This is a genomic window from Marimonas arenosa (assembly GCF_030848945.1).
Classification (GTDB): Bacteria; Pseudomonadota; Alphaproteobacteria; order Rhodobacterales; family Rhodobacteraceae; genus Marimonas; species Marimonas arenosa.
Map to the genome: position 1 here is coordinate 448,911 of NZ_JANHAX010000002.1, position 20,419 is coordinate 469,329.

At 66.2% G+C, this 20,419-nt stretch carries 19 protein-coding genes and 1 tRNA gene; 6 read left to right on the forward strand and 14 right to left on the reverse strand.

Annotation, left to right across the window (positions count from 1 at the left end):
• The first annotated feature begins 77 nt into the window (after positions 1 to 77).
• Complete coding sequence (locus NO357_RS08435; RefSeq protein WP_306735194.1) at positions 78 to 995, forward strand: helix-turn-helix transcriptional regulator; 918 nt, start codon at positions 78 to 80, stop codon at positions 993 to 995.
• 17 nt (positions 996 to 1,012) lie between these two features.
• Here the strand turns inward: NO357_RS08435 and NO357_RS08440 are convergent, their stop codons facing one another.
• Genes NO357_RS08440 through NO357_RS08460 form a run of 5 tightly spaced genes read right to left on the reverse strand, consistent with a single transcriptional unit; the run spans position 1,013 to position 6,424 of the window.
• Positions 1,013 to 2,095 (reverse strand): methylglyoxal synthase, encoded by a 1,083-nt coding sequence (locus NO357_RS08440; RefSeq protein ID WP_306735195.1) that lies wholly within the window; start codon positions 2,093 to 2,095, stop codon positions 1,013 to 1,015.
• Between the two features lie 24 nt (positions 2,096 to 2,119).
• Positions 2,120 to 3,130: an Ldh family oxidoreductase gene (locus NO357_RS08445; RefSeq protein WP_306735196.1), complete on the reverse strand. Its 1,011-nt coding sequence runs from the start codon at positions 3,128 to 3,130 to the stop codon at positions 2,120 to 2,122.
• A gap of 14 nt (positions 3,131 to 3,144) precedes the next feature.
• Complete coding sequence (locus NO357_RS08450) at positions 3,145 to 3,771, reverse strand: DUF3726 domain-containing protein (protein WP_306735197.1); 627 nt, start codon at positions 3,769 to 3,771, stop codon at positions 3,145 to 3,147.
• Positions 3,768 to 5,453, reverse strand: coding sequence for a hypothetical protein (locus tag NO357_RS08455; protein ID WP_306735198.1), 1,686 nt, complete (start codon positions 5,451 to 5,453; stop codon positions 3,768 to 3,770). Before NO357_RS08455 ends, NO357_RS08450 begins: the two co-directional genes overlap by 4 nt.
• Complete coding sequence (locus tag NO357_RS08460; RefSeq protein ID WP_306735199.1) at positions 5,450 to 6,424, reverse strand: membrane dipeptidase; 975 nt, start codon at positions 6,422 to 6,424, stop codon at positions 5,450 to 5,452. The genes NO357_RS08455 and NO357_RS08460 overlap by 4 nt, the downstream gene beginning before the upstream one ends.
• A 146-nt stretch (positions 6,425 to 6,570) precedes the next feature.
• Here NO357_RS08460 and NO357_RS08465 point away from each other — a divergent pair.
• Both NO357_RS08465 and NO357_RS08470 read left to right on the forward strand, forming a co-directional pair.
• Positions 6,571 to 6,644 (forward strand) — tRNA-Gly (locus tag NO357_RS08465).
• A 125-nt stretch (positions 6,645 to 6,769) separates the two neighbouring features.
• On the forward strand, positions 6,770 to 8,566 hold the full coding sequence (locus tag NO357_RS08470; RefSeq protein WP_306735200.1) for an ABC transporter transmembrane domain-containing protein: 1,797 nt from the start codon (positions 6,770 to 6,772) through the stop codon (positions 8,564 to 8,566).
• A gap of 319 nt (positions 8,567 to 8,885) precedes the next feature.
• Here NO357_RS08470 and NO357_RS08475 read toward each other — a convergent pair whose 3' ends face one another.
• Genes NO357_RS08475 through NO357_RS08485 form a run of 3 tightly spaced genes read right to left on the reverse strand, consistent with a single transcriptional unit; the run spans position 8,886 to position 10,830 of the window.
• On the reverse strand, positions 8,886 to 9,833 hold the full coding sequence (locus NO357_RS08475) for an ornithine cyclodeaminase family protein (RefSeq protein WP_306735201.1): 948 nt from the start codon (positions 9,831 to 9,833) through the stop codon (positions 8,886 to 8,888).
• A gap of 29 nt (positions 9,834 to 9,862) precedes the next feature.
• A complete protein-coding gene (locus NO357_RS08480; protein ID WP_306735202.1) occupies positions 9,863 to 10,447 on the reverse strand; it encodes a GNAT family N-acetyltransferase in 585 nt (194 codons plus the stop codon).
• Positions 10,444 to 10,830, reverse strand: coding sequence for a nuclear transport factor 2 family protein (locus NO357_RS08485; protein ID WP_306735203.1), 387 nt, complete (start codon positions 10,828 to 10,830; stop codon positions 10,444 to 10,446). The genes NO357_RS08480 and NO357_RS08485 overlap by 4 nt, the downstream gene beginning before the upstream one ends.
• 171 nt (positions 10,831 to 11,001) lie before the next feature.
• Here NO357_RS08485 and NO357_RS08490 point away from each other — a divergent pair, with 171 nt between their 5' ends.
• Positions 11,002 to 12,201 carry a benzoate/H(+) symporter BenE family transporter gene (locus NO357_RS08490; RefSeq protein ID WP_306735204.1) on the forward strand — a complete coding sequence of 400 codons (1,200 nt, stop codon included), beginning with the start codon at positions 11,002 to 11,004 and terminating at the stop codon, positions 12,199 to 12,201.
• Between the two features lie 33 nt (positions 12,202 to 12,234).
• Here NO357_RS08490 and NO357_RS08495 read toward each other — a convergent pair whose 3' ends face one another.
• Both NO357_RS08495 and NO357_RS08500 read right to left on the reverse strand, forming a co-directional pair.
• Positions 12,235 to 12,702, reverse strand: coding sequence for an arsenate-mycothiol transferase ArsC (locus NO357_RS08495; RefSeq protein WP_306735205.1), 468 nt, complete (start codon positions 12,700 to 12,702; stop codon positions 12,235 to 12,237).
• Positions 12,703 to 12,707: 5 nt separating this feature from the next.
• Positions 12,708 to 13,187 (reverse strand): UPF0262 family protein, encoded by a 480-nt coding sequence (locus tag NO357_RS08500; RefSeq protein ID WP_306735206.1) that lies wholly within the window; start codon positions 13,185 to 13,187, stop codon positions 12,708 to 12,710.
• Between the two features lie 313 nt (positions 13,188 to 13,500).
• On the opposite strand from NO357_RS08500, the gene NO357_RS08505 reads away from it, so the two are divergent.
• Positions 13,501 to 14,094, forward strand: a complete 594-nt coding sequence (locus NO357_RS08505) for a rhodanese-like domain-containing protein (RefSeq protein ID WP_306735207.1) — start codon at positions 13,501 to 13,503, stop codon at positions 14,092 to 14,094.
• Positions 14,095 to 14,113: 19 nt separating this feature from the next.
• On the opposite strand, the gene hisD is transcribed toward NO357_RS08505, so the two are convergent.
• The 4 genes from hisD to NO357_RS08525 all read right to left on the reverse strand — a co-directional run bounded on the left by hisD (position 14,114) and on the right by NO357_RS08525 (position 19,392).
• Entirely contained in the window at positions 14,114 to 15,418 is a 1,305-nt protein-coding gene (hisD, locus tag NO357_RS08510; protein ID WP_306735208.1) for a histidinol dehydrogenase, read from the reverse strand.
• 314 nt (positions 15,419 to 15,732) lie between these two features.
• On the reverse strand, positions 15,733 to 16,305 hold the full coding sequence (locus NO357_RS08515; protein ID WP_306735209.1) for a GcrA family cell cycle regulator: 573 nt from the start codon (positions 16,303 to 16,305) through the stop codon (positions 15,733 to 15,735).
• Positions 16,306 to 16,478: 173 nt separating this feature from the next.
• Complete coding sequence (locus tag NO357_RS08520; protein WP_306735210.1) at positions 16,479 to 18,335, reverse strand: hypothetical protein; 1,857 nt, start codon at positions 18,333 to 18,335, stop codon at positions 16,479 to 16,481.
• Positions 18,336 to 18,501: 166 nt separating this feature from the next.
• Positions 18,502 to 19,392 (reverse strand): DMT family transporter, encoded by an 891-nt coding sequence (locus NO357_RS08525; protein WP_306735211.1) that lies wholly within the window; start codon positions 19,390 to 19,392, stop codon positions 18,502 to 18,504.
• Positions 19,393 to 19,535: 143 nt separating this feature from the next.
• On the opposite strand from NO357_RS08525, the gene NO357_RS08530 reads away from it, so the two are divergent.
• On the forward strand, positions 19,536 to 20,267 hold the full coding sequence (locus NO357_RS08530; protein ID WP_306735212.1) for a class I SAM-dependent methyltransferase: 732 nt from the start codon (positions 19,536 to 19,538) through the stop codon (positions 20,265 to 20,267).
• Positions 20,268 to 20,419 lie beyond the last annotated feature (152 nt).

Consider the following 20,419-nt stretch of genomic DNA (forward strand, 5'->3'; position numbering starts at 1 on the left):
GGAATTGATGGAAATCAATTGAAACGTCGCACGGATCGGGTAAGTTTGTGCGATATAGTTCACATCGCGCGGGCGCCATGAGCGAGATCACCACATTCGACGGCAAGGCGACTGTCCCGGAACTTTTTCGGGAGCCGGAGCTTGTCGTCGAAGCGCTACTGGCGCGGGTGGGCGACCGGGTGCGTCGTGCTCGCGAGCTCAAAAGTCTTCCCCGGCGGGTGATTGCCGAAACCTCGGGCGTTTCGATGCGCTATCTCGCGCAACTCGAGGCGGGCGAAGGCAATATCTCGATTGGGCTGCTGCAACGGGTGGCGCTGGCCCTCGACATGCCGCTCGACTGGCTTGTGGGCGAGGAGGATCCGTGGAGCTCGGAGGCGCTTCGCTTCGCCGAGGCCTATCGCAGCGCCACCGCCGAGCGGCGGCGTGCGGCCGCGGCGGCGCTGACCCCGGCGCCACCGGAGAGCCTGCGCGCCAACCGGGTCTGCCTGGTGGGGTTGCGCGGGGCGGGAAAATCGACGCTCGGGGCGCTGGCCGGGCAGGCCCTTGGTGTGCCTTTTCTCGAGCTCAACCGCGAGATCGAGGATCATTCCGGTATGCCGGTCACCGAATTGATGGCGCTTTACGGGCAAGAGGGTTATCGCACCCTTGAGGCACAGGCGGTGGACCGGGTAATCGCGACCCATGGCACGATCATCCTGGCGGTGGCGGGCGGTATCGTGGCCGATCCGGCGACCTATAACACGGTGCTGGCACATTTCCACACGATCTGGGTCAAGGCCAGCCCCGACGAGCATATGGGCCGGGTGCAGGCGCAAGGCGACATGCGGCCGATGGCCGGAAATCCAGAGGCGATGGAACAACTGCGCACGATCCTGAAGAGCCGCGAGACGCTTTACCGGCGGGCGCATGCCGCGCTTGATACCTCGGGATCGTCGGCGCAGGAGTCGGCGGCGGATCTGGTAGCGCTTATTCGCGACCAGGGGTTTATCGCCTGAACGGGCAGTGGAAGGACTCAGCCACGACTGGATTGCGATACCGGCAATGCGGCGGCGATCATGTCGGCAGCCGACGGGCTGAGCGCGATCGGAGTGTCGTGCAGGATCGCCAGCCGGGTCAGCGCCTGCAGATCGACATCTCCGCCATGCGGTTCGGTGGGGTCGGAGAAGAAGACCACCGCGTCCAGTTCACCGGTTGCGATCAGCGCGCCGAGCTGCTGGTCGCCGCCGCGGCCACCGCGTTGCAGGCGGTGGACGGTCAGCGTCGGCGAGGTTTCGAGGATCATCCGGCCGGTGCCGCCGGTGCAGATCAGGCGGTGCCCCTCCAGGGCATTTTCGTGGCGCGAGATCCAGGCGCGGAGGTGGGATTTACGGCTGTCATGCGCCACCAGCGCCAGCCTGCGCGGCGCGGTCGACTGTGACCGGGCGCGTTCGGTGATGGCAAGAATGGCGCGGACCTGGGCGGTGAAATCTCGACTTTCGGCGGGAAAGGCGCCGGCCAGCGCGGCGGTGCCGACGGTGAAGCCCGCGGCGCCGGCCCGGGCGGCGTCCTGAACCCGCGCTTCGCTGTCGATGCTGCCGGCCATGATCACCGGTTTTGCCACCGCCGCACAAACCTGCGCCATCAACGCCGGCACATCTCCCTGGAAGCGATAGGCCAAGAGGTCGAGCCCGTGGACATGTTCGAGGTCGGCAAGTTGCCGGGCCGTGCGGGCGATCTCCGCAGCAGGGCCTTCCAGCACCGACGGATGGCCGGTGATGCGGCCCGGGAAGGGAAAGTAGCGCAGCGGGTGATGACGGGTCAGGGCGGTGACGGCCTCGGCCCTGGTGCCGCCGAGCAGGCAGTCGACATCGATCTCGATTGCGGCGCGGGCCGAGGCGAGCTCGCTCTCCTCGTCAAGGCTGACGACCTCGAGATAGGAACGCCCGCCGGCGGCGCGGATGGCTTCCGCCAGGCCTTTTAATTCTGCAAGGGGCAGGCCGACATCCTTGAAACCGATATGGCGTACGCCGCCGTCCAGGGCCTGGTCGAGCCGGGCGCGGGCGTCCGGTATGGTGCGATCGTTCTCGGTGAGCATCAGGATGAAATCGAAGGCCATGGCGGATGCTCCTGTCGTGGGGTCTCAGCCCAGAATAGCTTCGATCCGCTCCAGTGTCGCCACGTTCACTGCAACACCGGCTTCACGTGCCTGGCGGCGTTTGGCGCCGCGGCCGTCGCCGGGCAAGTGGGCGCCCTCCTGCGCTTGGATCGCGGCGGTAAGACCGGAGATGCGGGCTGCGAAGTCGCCTCCCGAGCTGGCGTCGGGGTCGATGGCGATGAAGAACTGACCGGTTTTCGGTGGCCCGCCCGCAGTGCCGGCAAAGGGTGAGGCGTCAATGCCAAGTGTCGCACCCGACAGGGCGGCGGCCATGACCTCGGTCAGGATCGCGACGCCGACGCCCTTGTAGCCGCCCGAGGGCGCCATCGAGCCCTTGAGGCCGACTTCGGGGTCGGTGGTGGGAGCGCCGTCGGGATCGAGCGCCCAGCCTTCGGGGATGGGTTTACCCTCGCGGGCATGTTTCATCACCTCGGACTTGGCGATGGTGCTCGCACTCTGGTCAATCAGGATCGCCGGTTCACCATCTGGCCCAGGCACAGCAAGCGAAAACGGGTTGGTGCCAACCACTGGCTTCGCCCCGCCCGAGGGCGCGATCGAGGCGGGTGCGTTGGTGAAGCCGAGCCCGACAAGGCCCTCCTGCGCCAGGCGATAGGTGTGATAGCCCAGTACGCCGCAATTGTAGCTGTTCTTGATCGCCAGCGCCGCGATACCCTGTTCGTAGGCAGTAGGGATCAGCGTATCGAATCCAAGGTCGATGGCAGGATGCGCGAACCCCGTCCTGGCGTCGACGGTCAGCACGCCGGGACGGGGATTCCAAAGCTTTGGCCGGGCCTGGCCGTCGACCTTGCCGCATTGCACGTGCTCGCAATAGATCGGAATATAAGCCATCCCGTGACTCGCCACCCCATCGGCCTCGGTCGCAGCGGTGGCGACGGCCAGCGGCCGGGCATTCTCATCGGAGGTGCCGGCAGCCACGAGGGCGCGGAAAGACAGGTCTTCGATTTCGTCTAAAGTCAGGGTGCGGGTTTCTACCATGGAATCCTCGGCTGTCAGTCGTTGTCGGAGAGCCCTGCACCGGCGCCCATCAGGCGTGATTCTTCGGTGGCGGGGGCATAGGTTCGGTGGGCGAAGCGGTTGAGCGTTTGCCAAGCCCGGCTGTCGGGCGCGGCGCGGGTCTGTTCCTGGTTGCCGGTGTGCGGCATGGCGGCGGGACGCAGGGTGAGGGTGCCCGCCTCTGGAATCGTGCCCGCGAGCGACAGCGTTGTGCCGTCGGTGACCGCGGTGAATCCAGGACCAGCAAGTGAGAGTGCGGTTTCCAGCCGGCGCGCGGCGGCGGCAACAAACGGCAGAAACAGCATCGGCTGCGCGACATCGGCGATGTCGAGCGTGCCGCCGGACACGCGGGCGGCGCTGTCGGACAGCGCCGCGCCGGTGCCGAGCGGGCAGAGTTCGGCCCGGCCCCGCCACGGGCTTTCGAGGCCCCCGGGCATGTGATCCTGCAGGGCCGCAGCAAGATCGGCGTCGAGCAACGCGGCGAGGCTCTCGCAGCCGGGCAGGCCCTGGGCGCAGAGCCAGCGCGTCGCCCGCCCGGCCTCCTCGGCCAGCCCCCAGGGATAGCCCGCGCCGCGGGCGGCTTTCCGGGCGGTCACCTCGACTTCGTTGAGGGAAAAGCTCATGACGGCGCCTCGGGATAGACCCAAAGATCGGCGGTCTCTGGGCTCAGGTCTTCGGGATAGGGCGCGCCCTGATACATGGTGATGCGCACCCAGCGGTCAGAGCGTGGATCGAACCGCGTGGCGCCAAAAAACGACAGCTTGGCGCGCAGCATGTCGATCGGCAACAGGTCGGCCGCGATGGTGTTGTCGCGAATCTCGCCATAGGGGGCGATTCGGGCGATCTGGGCCCGGCGGACGGTGTGGCGGTGCTCGGGGTGGCGCAGCAGGAATTCCGCGACCGGCGTGTCATCGGGCCATCCCGCCAGCGCGGCATGCGCAGCCGCGGCGTCACGGGCCGGGGCGAGGGGCTGTTCATAATCGCCGATGGGTTCCTCGAAACGCTCGCCAAGCCGGGGTTCGAGTTTTTCCTCTGACGTGTACCAGGCCCGCGCGATGGTTTCGGGCGAGGTCCAGTCCAGCGCGAACGCCCAGCCATAGGTCTGGTTCAGCAAGTCGCGCAACGTCTTGACCGTCATCGCGCCGTCGATGCGGAAGGCATCGGGGGCGCTGTCGGCCATGCAGCCGCCCAACCCGTCGACGAGATCGGGGTAGGGCTCCAGAATGAGCGAGGCCAGAAACTCTTGGCCCTCTTCGGACAGCGCAGTTTCGGACCACGCGACCAGCCGGTCCCATGGATGGTTGTTGGTGATGTCGCCTTCGGCCTGCCCGGTCAGACGGGCGAGATCGCGGTGCAGGTCCTTCAGCTTTGCCTGCTGGACCGGGTGGTCGGACTGCCAGCCATCGACAAGGACCTGGCAGCGCTGCAAAAGCTCGCGGAAGAGCTCCGCCTCGGCGGTGGTGGCCGCGGGCAGCGATCGAACGCGGGCAATGGCCTCTTCGCGGGCCATGATCCAGTTGTTGAAGAGAACGGGGTGGTTGAGGAGGAAGGGCGCCATGCCCAGCCCGGTGGAATTGCCAATGCCGAGCAAACGGGCAATGGCAGGATCAAGCGCGACAGCTTTGTCGCCGCCCTTGCTGCGGGCGATGTGTTCGATCAGATCGCGCACGAATGTGCGGGTGAGCCAGACCGAGAGCATCTCGGCCTGGAACGGTGCCTGCATCTCGGGGCGGTTGGCGATCTTGTCGCGGTCGGCGGCACCGAATTTTCCCGAGCCGTAGACGGCGGTGGTGCGCATCAGATAGCCGACCATGGCGATTTCAGCCGGGTCGGGCTGGCGGCCAGCAGCGAGATTGTCCACCACATGCGCCCAGAGTCTCACCGAACGGTTGGCGCGAGACAGCGAGAGCTCGCTGTCCGCGATGCGTCCGGCCTCCTGCAGAGGCACATTCCGTTCCAGCCGATCGAGATCTTCGTCGGTGGGAATGCCGTCGTAGAGGGCAAAGGTGGCGTCCCAGGCTTCGGCAATAACCCGGTCCGAGCGCAGGTCATCGGGCAGGTCGTGCGCGAAGGCGACCAGCGAATAGGCATGCCTTGGGCCTTGCGCGACATAGACGGCGCGGCCGACCCCGTTGCCGTCGATGTCGAAGACCGGACGCGAGAAGGTCCAGCCTTCGGCCGCCATGCGGCGGGTTAACTGGCGCATGAAGCTGAGCCGGCATTGGTGCAGCGAGCCCAGACGGCTGAGGCGCATGACCTGATCGGGGGCGCGATGGGGGATGGTGGCGGTGGCGGGATCGGTCATGATTGCGGTCCGAAGTTTTCCGAGAAGAAGCGATACCAGTTGCCGCCCATGATGCCGGCGATTTCGGTGTCATTCATGCCGACGGCACGCAGGCCGTTTTCGATATTGCCGAAATCGCGATTGTCGCGGAACCAGTCGGGCTGGGGCGGGAAGCCCGGTGCGATGGCCGAGCCTTCGCCGTAGTCGATCTCCTTGGTCCATCGGCCGACCCGCATCCATTCGACCACGCTGTCGGGCTGGTCCTGGCACAGGTCCGAGCCGATCCCGAGATGTTCTGCGCCGAACTTTTCCGCCGTATGCGCGATCATCTCGCAGAAGCTGTCCAGCGTGCAGGCGGATTTGTCCTTCAGATGATGGGGGTAAAGCGAGAAGCCCAACATGCCGCCATTCTGCGTAACGGCGCGGATCACGTCGTCGCGCTTGTTGCGAAGCGCCGGCATCCAGTCATGCGGGTTGGCGTGGGTGATGGCGATGGGTCGCTCGGAATGGTCCGCGGACTCGATCGTCGAGCGGTCACCGGAATGGCTCATGTCCACGACCAGGCCAACCCGGTTCATCTCGCGGATCACCTGTCTGCCCATCCGGGTCAGGCCGGCGTCGTAATCTTCGTAGCAGCCGGTCGCCAGCAGCGACTGGTTGTTATAGGTTAGCTGCATGAACCGTGCACCGAGCGTGCGGAGGATTTCGACGAGGCCGATATCGTCCTCGATGGGCGAGGGGTTCTGAAAGCCGAAGAAAATCGCGGTGCGATCCGTCGCCCGGGCGTGGTCGACATCCGAAGCCCAAAGCCCCTTCATGATCAGATCAGGGTACTGCTCGAACCAGCGGTTCCAGCGCTCGAAATTGAGCACCGTTTCGCGGAAGGTCTCGTGATAGGCAATGGTGACGTGCACGGCGTCGACCCCGCCTTCGCGCATTTGCCGGAAGATCTTTTCTGACCAGTTGGCATATTGCAGCCCGTCGATCCGCATCCTGCTCCCCTTCGTGACCGGTCAAGGATGGACCGGGCGGGGGCGGGCCGTCAAACGTGAATCCGGCGGGAGGAGGAACGAAACCGGCAAAGCCGTTCTCCGGCTTGACCTGAGGGCCGCCGTGACTTAATCAGCGAAGGCCGTGAGCGGGTATAGCTTAATGGTAAAGCCCCTGCCTTCCAAGCAGGCTATGTCGGTTCGATTCCGTCTACCCGCTCCAAACTTACCTCTTCATCGCCTGGTATTCCGGCCCTTCGGTGCCGCGATTTGTCCATTCGCGGCTTGACCCCGCCGACCGGCCCCGCCATGAAACCCCGGCACGTGCGAACAGGTAAGGAGCCGCAGATGGCCAGGGGAGCCGCGCCCAATGGGGCCGAAACCGAGCGTGAGAAATCGAAGCGCGTGGGCGCGTTGCGGCAACTGGCGCCATTCATGCGCCCCTATCGCGTGCTGGTGGCGCTGGCCGGGTTCGCCCTTGTGCTGACGGCGTCGCTGTCGTTGGCGCTGCCGATGGCGGTCCGCCGGGTGGTCGATAATTTCGGAACCGAGAGCGACGCGCTGCTGGACAAGTATTTCGGCGCCGCGGTGATTATCGCCGCGTTGCTGGCGCTGGGCACGGGGCTGCGCTATGCGCTGGTCACCACGCTGGGCGAGCGGGTGGTGGCCGATATCCGCAAGGCGGTGTTCGACCGGGTGATCGCGATGAGCCCCGGGTTTTTCGAGCGATTGATGACTGGCGAGGTGCTGAGCCGGATCACCACCGATACCACGCTGATCCTGTCCGTGATCGGCTCGTCGATCTCGGTCGCATTGCGTAACGTGTTGATTTTTCTTGGGGGTTTGGCGCTGATGTTGCTGACGTCGGCCAAGCTGACCGGGTTGGTGCTTTTGATCGTGCCGCTGGTGATCGTGCCGATCCTGGTGATGGGACGGAGACTGCGCGTGCTGTCCCGCGAAAACCAGGATTGGATCGCGGCGAGTTCGGGCAATGCCAGCGAGGCATTAACCTCGGTGCAGACAGTGCAGGCCTTTACCCACGAGGCCGCGAGCCGGGCGTTGTTCGGCGACGTGACCGAGAAAAGCTATGTCGTGGCCCGGCGGCGGATTTCGGTCCGGGCGGTGATGACGGTGCTGGTGATGTTCCTGGTGTTCACCGGCGTCGTGGGCGTGTTGTGGATCGGGGCCCGGGATGTTCGGCTGGGCAGCATGTCGTCGGGCGAACTTGTGCAGTTCGTCATCTATGCAGTCATGGTGGCCGGCGCGGTGGCCGCGCTGTCCGAGATCTGGGGCGAGTTGCAACGTGCCGCCGGGGCCACCGAGCGGCTGGTTGAACTGCTCGAGGCCGAGGACGCGGTGAGCGATCCCGAATCGCCGGCAAAGCTGAAGCGGCCGGTGCAGGGGGAGATTAGCTTCGAAAAGGTTACGTTTTCCTATCCCTCGCGTCCGCAGACAGCGGCGCTCGATGCCGTGGACCTGGTGATCCGGCCGGGCGAGACGGTGGCGCTGGTCGGACCGTCGGGGGCCGGCAAGACTACCATCGTGCAACTGATCCAGCGCTTCTATGACCCGCAGGCGGGACGGGTGCTGCTCGACGGGCAGGATCTCAAGACATTGACCCGCGCCGATTTCCGCCGCGAGATCGCGCTGGTGCCGCAAGACCCGGTGATCTTTGCCGCAAGCGCCCGCGACAATATCCGCTTCGGCCACGAGGAGGCCACCGATGCCGAGGTGGAGGCCGCCGCGAAAGCCGCCGCCGCGCATGAATTTATCTCTGCCTTGCCAGAGGGTTACGACAGCCCGCTTGGCGAGCGCGGGGTGCTTCTGTCGGGCGGCCAGAAGCAGCGGATCGCGATCGCGCGGGCCATTTTGCGCGACGCGCCGGTACTGCTTCTGGACGAGGCGACCAGCGCTTTGGATGCCGAAAGCGAACGCGCGGTGCAGGCAGCGGTGGACCGGCTGTCGGAAGGGCGCACCACGATCGTGGTGGCGCATCGGCTGGCAACGGTGAAAAAGGCCGACCGGATCGTGGTGATGGAAGATGGCCGGGTGGCGGCCACCGGCACCCATGACGAACTGGTGGCGGGCGGCGGGCTTTATGCGCGACTCGCCAAGCTGCAATTCACCGATGGCGCCATGGATTGACGTCAGGTTAACGAAAACCACCGTCCCGGCCGGTTAAAGCGGGGCTTTCGGCGAATACCCGCTGTCTGGCAGCCTGGCTGGCAGTCTGGCTGGCACCTTGTCTGGCGCGCGGTGGCGCAAGGATTGCGTCAGGATTGAGTTAATGCGGCGTGCGGTGCGGCGTGGGGTGACGAGATTCTGTGGCGGGATGGCGAAGATTGGGCGCCTGCAGTGCGGGGCGCCCACCAACGGTCCGCCGCCGGCCCGGTTTTCCCGCCTAGATTCAGAGTGGCAGTTCGTGACCGGTCTCACCTCGTGTTCGGCCCGGGCCGGTGGGGTGTCAGCCCGGATCGGAGGCCACCAGCCCGGCTTTCTGCAGCGCCAGCGCGGTGAGTGACAGATCGGCGCTGGCCGGGCCGCGGAACAGGAAGGCGAAGCGCTGGTCCGGGTCTTGGCGCGGCGGCAGGCGGCCCGCGACCAGGTCGGCCAGATCGCCGGCGACCACCTCGAGCGGGGCGAGCCGGGTGTCCGCCGCGAGGCTGCGCTCCTGCGCCAGATCATCGAGCACCAGCGCGTCGAGTCGGCCCAGGGGCGCACGCGCCCAGGTGTGACCGAGATCGACCAGGCTGGCGAAGCTGCCGGGCGACAGCCAGGACGCATCGAGTCCGCCGGTGTCCGGCGTGTCGCGCGACATGGCGCTGATCACGATATCGGCGCCGGCGATGGCCGCACGCGGGCTGCCGGTGATCTCGACGCTCAGGCCGAGGGCGCGGGCGTGTCCGGCGAGGCGGTCGGGAGCCGAGCGCGAATGGATACGCAGATGCGTCAGCGGATAGAGCTGGACCAGGGCGGCGAGGTGGCTTTGCGCCTGCACGCCGGCGCCGAGAAAACCGGCGGTGGTGGCGTTGTCGCGAGCCAGGAAGTGGGCCGCCAGCATCGTGAGCGCGGCGGTGCGGTGAGCGGTGATCCAGCCACCATCGAGCGTGGCGATCGGCCGGCCGGACGACGCGTCGAGCGCGGTGACCAGCGCATCGGAATAGGGCAGGCCACGCGCGCGGTTGGCCGGGTTCTGCACCAGCGATTTCACCGCCATCACGCCGGCGCGGTCGTCGGCCGCGAGCGTGGTCATCAAAAGCCGGCCGTCGCCGGGCTTGAGCATGGTCTTGGGGGCGGCATGGACGGTGCCGGTGGCCTGGGCGCGCAGTGTGGCGGCGAGCGCGTCACGGATCTCGGCGGCGGTGAGTGCCAGCGCGTCGAGATCGGCAGCAGAGAGGTGGGGAATCGGCATGTGGGCCTCGTCCGATGTGCCGGGCAGGGTCATAGATCGCGGATCCAGAATTGCAGCGGGTGGTCGGCCACCCCGGCCTGGTCGATGTCCTTCCAGCGGAAATGGGCGATGGCGCCGGGGAGCTTGCGATAACCGCGCTTGCGCCAGAACGCATCGAGCGAGCGATAGGTGGCGGGCCGGAGCGGGTGGTCGTCAGGGCGGACCACGCCGCAGAAAGCGCATTTGGTGAAGCCCTGGGCCCGGGCGTGGGCTTCGCGGTGGTCAAAGAAGGCGTGGCCGAGCCCCCGGCCGCGATACGCCGGCAGCAGAACCGACTCGGCGCAGTAGAAGATGTCACCGAGGTCGAGCCCGGTGTCCGAAAAGGCGGCGGCGAATTCGTCGGCGTGATCGGTCATAGGCGTTCCGGTTGCGGCGCCGATCAGGCCGTTGCCGTCGAAGGCGCCAACCACGATGGCGCCGTGGCTGGCACGGTAGCTTTGCAGGTAGTCGCGCTCGTAGGCAAGATCGCCGTCATAGAGATAGGGCCAGTCGCGGAAGACGGCGATCCTGAGGCGGGCGACATCGTCGAGCGCAGCCTCGAGCGCCGCGCCGGTCAGGGCCGCGACCCGGATCATGCCGAAACCGGCGCCATCCGGTCGGCGAGGCTGGAATAGGCGGCGACGCCATCCTCGAGTGCAAAGAGCGCAGCGGCGGGCAGGCGGTAGGTCTGGCCGCGCGCCTCGGGCAGGCCGGCATCGGTTTCGAGATACGTGCCGTTGACGATGTCTTCGGCGGCGCGGGTGCCGGTGGCGGCCTCGAAAATCACCCAGTCGGTCCGGGCTACGCCGGAGCAGCGGTTCGTGCGCGCGCAGAGTTCGGCGAATCCGTCGCGGCCCAGGCGGACACTGCCTTGGTTGACGTGGAGGGCGGCGTCGCCAGCGAGACAGGTGAGCATGGCACCGGCATCGCCGACGTCGATAGCGTCGAAACAGGCGCGGATCGTGTCGGTGGCGGTCATGGGGCCTCGGGTTGCGGCGATGGAGGGACCTCTGCAGCGCTAGTGAAAAAAGCGGACGAGATCAATGCCAGCCGCGTCCTTGACCTCCTGCGACCTTGGCGGCTACCCCTTTGGGTACGCGCGAGGGCGGGCCATCCGCTCTTGCGGCAACAAACAAGCCGCAGGACCCGGATGACAGATCAAAGCGACCGTCCACCGTCGATGCGCCTGCCCCTGACCGAAACGGCGAACGCCTTCGTGGCGTTCCTGTTCGCCGCGTCAGCCCCGGTGGCGATCATTCTGAGCGCCGGGGTGCGGGGCGGCCTGGACGAGGTCGATCTGGCCTCGTGGATCTTCGCCGCTTTCGCGATGAACGGCGCGCTGACGATCGGGATGTCGATGGTCTTCCGCCAGCCGCTGGCGTTTTTCTGGACCATTCCAGGCACGGTGCTGGTGGGAACGGCGCTGCAATCGCTGAGCTTTGCCGAGGTGATCGGGGCTTATCTTCTGACCGCGCTGCTGTTGCTGGTGCTGGGGCTGACCGGCTGGGTTAGGGTGGCGATGGACAGGTTGCCGATGCCGATCGTCATGGGCATGGTGGCGGGAGTGTTCGTGCAGTTCGGGCTGGACTGGATCCGCGCCTTCGGGACCGATTTCACCCTTGTGGCGGCGATGACGGCGACGTTTTTCGGGCTGATGGCCCTGCCCGGGATACGCGACAGGGTCCCGCCGATGATCGCGGTGCTTCTGGTCGGGCTGGTCATTCTGATGGCGCAGGGAGGCAGCGGTTCTGCCGGCCCCGACGGCGGCGGCATCTTCGCGGCGCCGCGGCTCTATGCCCCTGAGTTTTCACTGGCCGCGGCGCTGGAGTTGGTGGTGCCGCTGGCGATCACGGTGATCGCGGCGCAGAACGCGCAGGGCATCGTGATCCTGCGGGTCGCCGGTCACACCCCGCCGGTCAATGCAATCACCACGGCCTGCGGCGGCACCTCGCTGATCACGGCGTTCTTCGGCAGCGTTTCGACCTGTCTGACCGGGCCGTCCAACGCCATCCTGGTGTCGGGCGGGTCGGTCGACCGGCACTGGATCGCCGCGGTTCTGCTCGGAGCGTTTGCGATCGTGTTCGGCATCTTCGCGCCGCTGGTGACGAACCTTCTGCTGGCCACGCCGGCGGCGTTCCTCAGCACGCTGGCCGGTCTTGCGCTGTTGCGGACATTGCAGGCCGCGTTCCAGACGGCGTTCGGCCCGTCGTTCCCGCTCGGTGCTCTCGTCGCTTTTCTTGTCACGCTTGCGGGGCAGCCCGTCCTGAATATCGGCGCGCCGTTCTGGGGGCTGGTGTTTGGACTGTTGGCCAGCCTGCTGATGGAACGCGGTGCGTTTGCAAAGACCTGAAGATAGCCGGGCGGCCCGTCCTAGCCCACCGGATCAGCCCTGAACCGGCGCAAGGCTGCCACCCCAGCGGCGGGTCAGGTTTTCGATGATCTCGTCGCGGGTCCGGCGGTAGGCGTCGAGCTTCTGTTCGCGGGTGTTGCCCTGCGCGCTCGGGTCGGTAATCGGCCAGAACTCGACCTCGGTGTGGAACGGCCGGGTGAGATCGCTGGCCCGGGCGTAGCTGGCAGGCGACAGTGCGACGATCAGGTCGTAGGAACTGAGATCGTCGCCGTATTCGCCCATGTCCTCGAAGCTGCGCGAACGGTGGCGGTGGAGCTCGACGCCGATCTCGTCGCACACGGCTATGGCGAAGCCGTCGATCTCGAGGTCGTTCTTCAGGCCCGCCGATTGCAGGTAGGCGGCCGAGCCGTAGAGTCTCTTGGCGATGCCTTCGGCCATCGGCGAACGCACGGCATTGTGGTCGCAGCAAAACAGGATCGACTGGGGCAGGGGGTCGGCCACGCGGTTTAGCCCCCGAAATGCAGCACGCAGACGAGCGTGAAGAGCCGCCGGGCAGTGTCGTTGTCGATCTCGGCCTTGCCTTCGAGCCGTTCGGCGAGGATGCGGGCGCCTTCGTTGTGGATGCCGCGGCGGGCCATGTCGATGGTTTCGATCTGGCTGGGCGCGAGGTTCTTGACCGCGTCGTAGTAACTTTCGCAGATCGCCCAGTAATCCTTGACCACCTGGCGGAAGGGCGACAGCGAGAGGTGGAACTCGGCGGCCTTTTCGCCGGAGTCCGTGGTGATGTCGAACACCAGACGTTTTTCGCGGATCGACAGCTCGACATGGTAGGGCCCTTGCGGCACGGCCCGGTCGTCGCGGTTGGGCAGGTCGAAACTGTTCTTTTCCAACAGGTCGAACATCGCGACCTTGCGCTCCTGCTCGATCTCGGGCGTGGGCGGCGGCAGGTTGCTGTCGTCAAGCGCGATATGGGTGATGTGAGACATGGGCGGCCTTTCGCGGGTGCAGCAATCCTCTAGCAGCACGCCGCGGTTCAATGCAATGGATTCCGAGCGCCGGTCCGGGCTGGTTGGCGCGTGGCGGGATAGCGAGCGGCAGTGGTCGATGACAGGCCCACGCATCGTGGCGGCGCGCGCACTGGCAGGGCACGCGGGCCGGGTAAGGGAAACCCGACTTTGGCTTGGCCGCTCCTACCTGTATCTTTCCGGCATTCGGTTCAGTGATGATTTTCCCCTGTTCCCGGGCGGGCCCGATTTCGGCCCGGTTTGACCCGGACATCCATTTGAAAGGACCTAGACCATGACACGTTCAAACTTTGTAGCGGCCATTCTGGCCGGGTGTTTCCTGACCTCTGCAGCCCTGGCCGATGCCGGGTTGCCGTCGAAGAAGCAGACCCTCAACGGGCTTTATCTGACTGCGGCCGAGGCGGCGCAGATGCTGTCCGACAACAATGCGGTTTTCATTGACGTGCGCAGCCGCTCGGAACTGACTTTTACCGGTGTGGCCGAGCGCGTGGATGTGCATATTCCGCTGATGGTGATGCCGGACCAGGCGGTATTCGACGCCAAGAAAGGCGGCTACCGGATGCGATTCAACCCCGATTTCGTGATGGCCTTCGAGACCTGGCTGATGGAGAACGGCTATGACGAGACCACGCCGATCGTGCTGATCTGCCGATCGGGCGCGCGCAGCGCCAAGGCCGCCAACATCCTGCGCGAGATGGGCTATGGCTATGTCTGGTCGGTGACCGACGGGTTCGAGGGCGACAAGGCCAAGGACGGGCCCGGCAGGGGGCAGCGCGTGGTCAACGGCTGGAAGAACGCGGGCCTGGCCTGGAGCTATGCCATCCGGCCGGATCAGGTCTATCCGCTGGACCGGTCGCAGGGCAGCTGACCCGCAGCGGCGGGCGGGTTCAGAGCTCGTTGAGGCGATTGAGGCGCGCGCGGACCGAGAGCCCGTGCGCCTCGAGACTTTCGGAGATGGCTAGGGTTTCGGCGGCGGGGCCGATCTGGCGTAGCGCCTCGGGCGTCATCTGGGCCAGCGTGGTGCGCTTGAGGAAGTCCAACACGTTCAGACCGGAGGAGAACCGGGCCGAACGGGCGGTGGGCAGCACGTGGTTGGGGCCGCCGACATAGTCGCCGATCGCCTCGGGCGTCCAAGCTCCGAGGAAGATGGCGCCGGCATGGGTGATTTCCTCGGCCAGTTTCATCGGGTCGGCCACGCACAGCTCGAGGTGTTCGGGGGCGACGCGGTTCGAAAGCGCGGCCGCCGTCGACAGGTCGGGCACGGTGATGATGGCGCCGTAGTCGCGCCAGCTGGCCCCGGCAATGGCGCGGCGTTCCAGCGTCTGCAGGTTGCGGTCAATGGCGACCTGAACAGCGCGGGCCATGGCGGGGCTGTCGGTGACCAGGATCGACTGGGCGCTTTCATCGTGCTCGGCCTGGGAGAGCATGTCGAGGGCGATCCAGTCGGGATCGTTGTCGCCATCGGCGATGACGAGAATTTCCGAAGGCCCGGCGATCATGTCGATGCCGACGCGGCCGAACACCCGGCGCTTGGCGGCGGCGACGAAGGCGTTGCCGGGACCGGTGATCTTGTCGACCGGGGCGATGCTGGCGGTGCCGTAGGCCAGCGCGGCGATGGCCTGGGCGCCGCCGACGCGGTAGATCTCGTCGACGCCGGACAGATGCGCGGCGAGGATCACCAGCGGATTCACCGTGCCGTCGGGCGTCGGGCAGGTGACGGCGAGGCGGTTCACGCCCGCGACCTTGGCGGGGATGGCGTTCATCAGCACCGAGGACGGGTAGGAGGCGAGCCCGCCCGGCACGTAGAGGCCGGCCGCAGACACGGGGGTGAAGCGCCAGCCGAGCCGGGCACCGCTGGCGTCCTCCCAGAAGGCATCTTCCGGCATCTGTTTCTCGTGATAGGCACGGATGCGGTCTGCGGCGAGTTCCAGGGCGGCGCGTTCGTGCGATGGCACGGCGGCGCAGTGCATGGCGATCTCCTGGTCTGAGAAACGCAGAGTGTCCGGGGTGAGGGCCAGCCGGTCGAATTTTGCCGTCAGCGCGATCAGGGCGTCATCGCCGCGCTGGCGGACGTTGTCGATGATAGCTGCGACGATTTCGTCGACATCGGCGGCGTCTTCGCGTTTGGCGCCGAGCAGGGTGGTGAACTGCGCCTCGAAATCGGGTTGGGTGGCGTCGAGGATGACGGGCATGGCGGCACTCCTGCAGATTGCGAAGGGGTTTTAAGAGCGGTGGGGTTCGGGCTCAAGGCGGAAATGCCTCCCGCGGCGCTGGCGCGCCCGTCTGCCCATTTCGCAGCTGCGATGGGACGCATCGCCGCGGCATTGGCGGATTTTCGGGAGAACGGCCGGTGAGCTCGGGAATTTCCGGCAGGTTTGAACGACGGCGCGATCTTCCTCTTGCCGGAAAATATCCTGGGGTTTTGGGGGTGAAGCCCCCAAGACATGGGCCGAGCGCAGCGAGGTCCCCGTCGCGACGCCGAAAGCGGCGCAATTTCTCGTGGCAATCAGCGCTTGCGGTCGCGGCGTGAAGACATCGGCTGGAAGGCCACGCCGACATGGGCTTCGCAATAGGGTTTGCCGGCCTTTACCGGCAGGCCACAGAACCAGAAATCCTCGGTCGCGGGGTCGCCGACCGGCCATTTGCAAGTGCGTTCGGTCAGTTCCATCAGCGAGAGTTTCTTGGCCTTCTTCTCGATCTCGCTGACCTTGGCCAGCGCCTCGGGGGAAATCTCGTTGGCCGAGGGTTGCGGCGGCAGAGGCTGGCCGGCCGGGATGATCTGTTTGCGTGCCGGCATGGGAGCCGGTTTGGCCTCGGCTTCCGTCTTGGCGGCGGACTCCTGGGCGGGCTTGGCCGCCTTGGCGCGCGATGCGCGCGGCTTCGGGTCGGCCTTGGCGGCGGGTTTGGCCTTGGCCTCGGCCTTACCGCCCGAGGCGCGGTTCGACAGCCCGAGCCGGTGCACCTTGCCGATCACCGCGTTACGGGTGACGCCGCCAAGTTCCTTGGCGATCTGGCTGGCCGACTGGCCTTCGCCCCACATCTTTTTCAGAAGTTCAACGCGTTCGTCGGTCCAGGACATAAGCGATCCTCAAGCTTAAAAGGCGGCCACGCGGGATGGGCCGCCCTTGGAATTCGGTCAACGCCCTATTCTAGCCATGCGAGGCCGGAGCGCAAGGCGGGTTGTGAAAGGATTGCGGGGGCCTTTGCCCGCCCGACCATGCCACCCGACCGAGGTACATTTGGCGGTTGCGCTCAGAAGGCGCCGGCCAGGAGCGGGCCGATCAGAATCGGCAAATTGTCCAGCACATCCGGAAAGCGCAGTGTGGTGCCGTTGATGACGACCTCAGAGCGCTCGATGTCAGGTCGCGCGAAGTCCCATTGATAGGTCCCGGCGGCGGTTTCGCTTTCTCGAGCCAGATTGCGCAGAACCGTCAGAACCGAGACCGCCTCAGGCAGGCGGACCTGCGCGAAATACCCGTTCAGCTTGTCGATACCGCGCATTGTGACATGCATCTGGCCTTCGTAAGGAATGACACTGAAAAGTTTTGCCGGGTAGAACCGGTAATTGCCGTTGTTCGACAGGTGGAACAACGCGGTTTCGTAGACATTCTCGCCGACTGAAACCTCGAAGACGCTGGCGCTCGCATAAAGCGCCAGCGGCAGCAGCAGTTCGACCGGCTCGTCCAGATCCCGGACATAGACATCCGTAAAGAGTTTCTTGAGGAAGGCCTCGTTCAGGTTCGATGTCTGCGACTGCAGCCTGAGTTCGCGCGGGAACCAGGCATTGACGTGCGGCAGGTCGCGCTCGCGGAAGGTCTCGCCGGGGGTGAAGGTGCCGCCTTCGAGATCGGCGCCAAAGGTGACCTTGCCCTGGTTCTCATTCAGGCCCGTCAGGTCCATGGCCAAGGCCCAGCGGTCAAAGCCGGTCTTGAACAGCGTCACGTCGTCTTTTGCCGGCTGGTCGTCTGTCGCGGGAATGTAGTCGAAGACCTCGACCGAAACTCCCTGGCCTTCGGTGGACAGGCCGAGCCTGCCGAACGCGGCGAAGCCGTCGAGCAGGGTAGAGACCTCCACCGGGCGACCGCGCCCGGCATTGGCCAGGGTCTGGAGCGCCTCAAACATGTCGGCCACCGGCAATTCGCCGCCGCCGACGCGGATCACGGCGTCTTCGACCGAAAACACGCCGTCCTGCAGCCGGTCTGCCTGACTGACCGACTTGAGGCGCATGGTGATGTCGGCGCCGCCCCAGCGGCGTGGTTCGACATCGGTCAGGCGGGTGCCGATTTCCAGCGTATCGGCGCGGAAATATGCATCCTCCGGGGCATCCCGGTCGGCCATGTCGAGGTCGCGGGCGGCAAGTTCGAGCGCCACGACGCCATAGGTGTTACCGAGCAGGCTGCGCCCGAGGGCTTCGAGTTCCGAGCCGCCGTTACGCATCCCGCTGACCATGATGAGTTCGCGGATGACCGAATAGAGGTCGACGGGTTTTTCCCCGTTGGCCGACAGCAGGGCCTGGATCTCACCGACCGAAAGATCGTCGGGCATCATGCCTCGAGCCGAGACATCGCGGGCGGTGATCTCGAACCGGCTTTCGGTGTCGGTTTCATCCGGCTCCTTCAGGACGTCGAACGACAGGGTTCCGATCTGCAGAGAGCCCTCGTCCCCGGTTCCGGGAACGACGTTCAGATCCTGGATGGCAAAGCGCAGATCGGAGTAGGACCGGCGGGTCGCCGACCAGGTGCCCTCGAGGTCCATACTGGTGTAGGACAGGGCGGCAAAGCCCGGGAAATCGAGGCTGAGTGGCAGGCTGAGATCGCTGATGCGGTAGGTGTCGTCGTCCAGGGGCACGAGTTTGAGCGAGATGTCCCCGAACGGGAAAATCCCCATCAAGGTGGCGTCGTCGAGCGTGGCGCGGAAGCCGTCGTCCTCGGGGGTGACGCTGACGTCGCGGGTCATGATCGGCCCGATGACCGTGATCGGAAGCGGCGTCGACAGCGCCGAGAGGACATCCAGTTTTACCTCGTCGACGGTTTGTGCCGCGAGGCGGCCAGTGGCGACGAGGAGGGTGAGAAGAAGTGCGGCGAAAAATCTTAGGCGGTCAAGGGTCACTGAAAGTCTCCGTCAATGGGGATGCTCGAAACCAGCGCGCGGTGAGACGAGAGTGACCCCTCGCGGCGTGGTTTTCAAGCGACCGTCCAATCCAATGCCCGTCCGGACGGGCCAATGGAACCGGCAGATCGGTGCGGCGCGGGCCAAGGCGGCGGTCAGGGGGCAGTCAGAGGGCGGTGCGTTTGACCCGTGCCTCGCGCCAGGCCAGAAGCGCGGCGCCGGCGATGATGATGGCCGCGCCGGCCAGGGTGACGGCATCGGGGACCTTGCCGAAAACGGCCGTGTCGAAAGCGGCGGCAAAGATCAGCGTAGCATAGGCGAAGGGGACGATGAAGCTCGCCTCGGCCCGGGCCATGGCGTTGACGTAACACATCTGGGCGCAGGCCATGAAGATACCGACGCCGATGAGAGCGGCCCATTGCGCCGGCGTGGGCGGGGCCCAGAACGGGATGACGGCGAGCGAGGCGATCAGCAGGCCGAAGCTGTTGTTGATCAGCAGGATCTGCAGCCAGCTTTCCCGGCCCGACAGGATCTTGATCAGGGTGATCTCGAGCCCCATCACCATCGCCGCGGCCAGCGCCAGCAGCGCCGCGGGCTGGAAGCTGGCCGGTGTCGGACGCAGCAGGATCATTGCGCCGATCAGCGCGACGCCGGCGGCGGCCCAGCGGATCGGGCCGACCCGCTCGCCCAGGAGCGGGATCGCCAGCATCATGGCGAAGACCGGGTTGAGGAAGGAAATCGCGGTGGCGTCGGCCATCGGGATGAAGGCGACGGCGGCGAAGAGCAGCGACACCCCGCCCCAGCCCGCCAGCGTCCTGAGCCCGTGCAGCGGCAGGTTGGGCCGGCTGATCCTCAGCCGGAGGGCGACCGACAGGGATGCCACCAGCACCCAGGCGAAGAGAAACCGGCCGTGGCTGACCTGCAAGGCATGCAGCGGGTCGCCCAGCCGGTCCGTGCCGGCGAGCTTGGCCATCAGCGTCGAGGCGGCGATGAAGGCGCAGGCGGCGAGCATGAAGCCGACGGCAAGCGCCGGGTCGGGGGCGATGGGGCGATGCATGGGCTTAGCTGTCCCCGGGACGGGCACAGATGCAAGCGGGAAGTGGCCCAGGGTGCCAGGCCCGGCGCCGCCGGAACCGGACGAGCGCGTCAGCGCGGGACGGCGCGCTTGACGCAGCGCCGTGTCCGGGCGACGGATAGGCGGTGAGCGCCCTCTACGACACCATCGGCAAAGGCTACGCCGCCCGCCGCCAGACCGATCCGCGCATTGCGGCCGCGATCCATGCGCAACTGGGCGAAGCGCGGACGGTACTGAATATCGGGGCGGGCACGGGCTCGTATGAGCCGGGCGATCTTGAGGTCACCGCCGTCGAGCCTTCGGCGAAGATGATTGCGCAACGGCTCGAGGACGCGGCGCCGGTTGTGCAGGCCAGTGCCGAAAGCCTGCCCTTTGCGGACAAGTCCTTCGATGCATCGATGGCGATCCTGACGGTGCATCATTGGAGCGATGTGGAGAAGGGCCTGGCGGAGATGCGCCGGGTGGCGCGGGACAGGATCGTGATCCTGACCTTCGATCCGGCGCTCGATGATTTCTGGCTGTTCGACTATCTGCCTGAGCTTGCGGCGCTCGACCGGCGACAGATGCCGGACATGGCGGATTTCGAAACCGCGCTGGGTCCGGTCCAGCGGGTGCCCGTGCCGATCCCGCATGACTGCATCGACGGTCTGCTGTGCGCCTATTGGCGGCGGCCCGCGGCTTATCTCGACGAAAACGTGCGGCGCGGAATGTCGTCGTTTTCCAAGATCGCCGATGTCGGGGCGGGTTTGCAGCGGCTGGACCAGGATATCCGCAGCGGTGCGTGGGCACGCAAATATGCGCGGTTTCTCGACAGGGAGAGCTGTGATTTCGGCTATCACCTCGTGGTGACCGTCTGAGTCCGGGGTTCGCGAAACCCTCTTTACACACGCCCCGCGGACCGCTAATGCGCCGTCATGATCAAAGAGCACGCATATCTACCCAACCGACGCCGACGCTTCTGCGTCTGACGTCCCGCTGTTGATCGGATGCCGCAGTCTTGCGGCGCAAA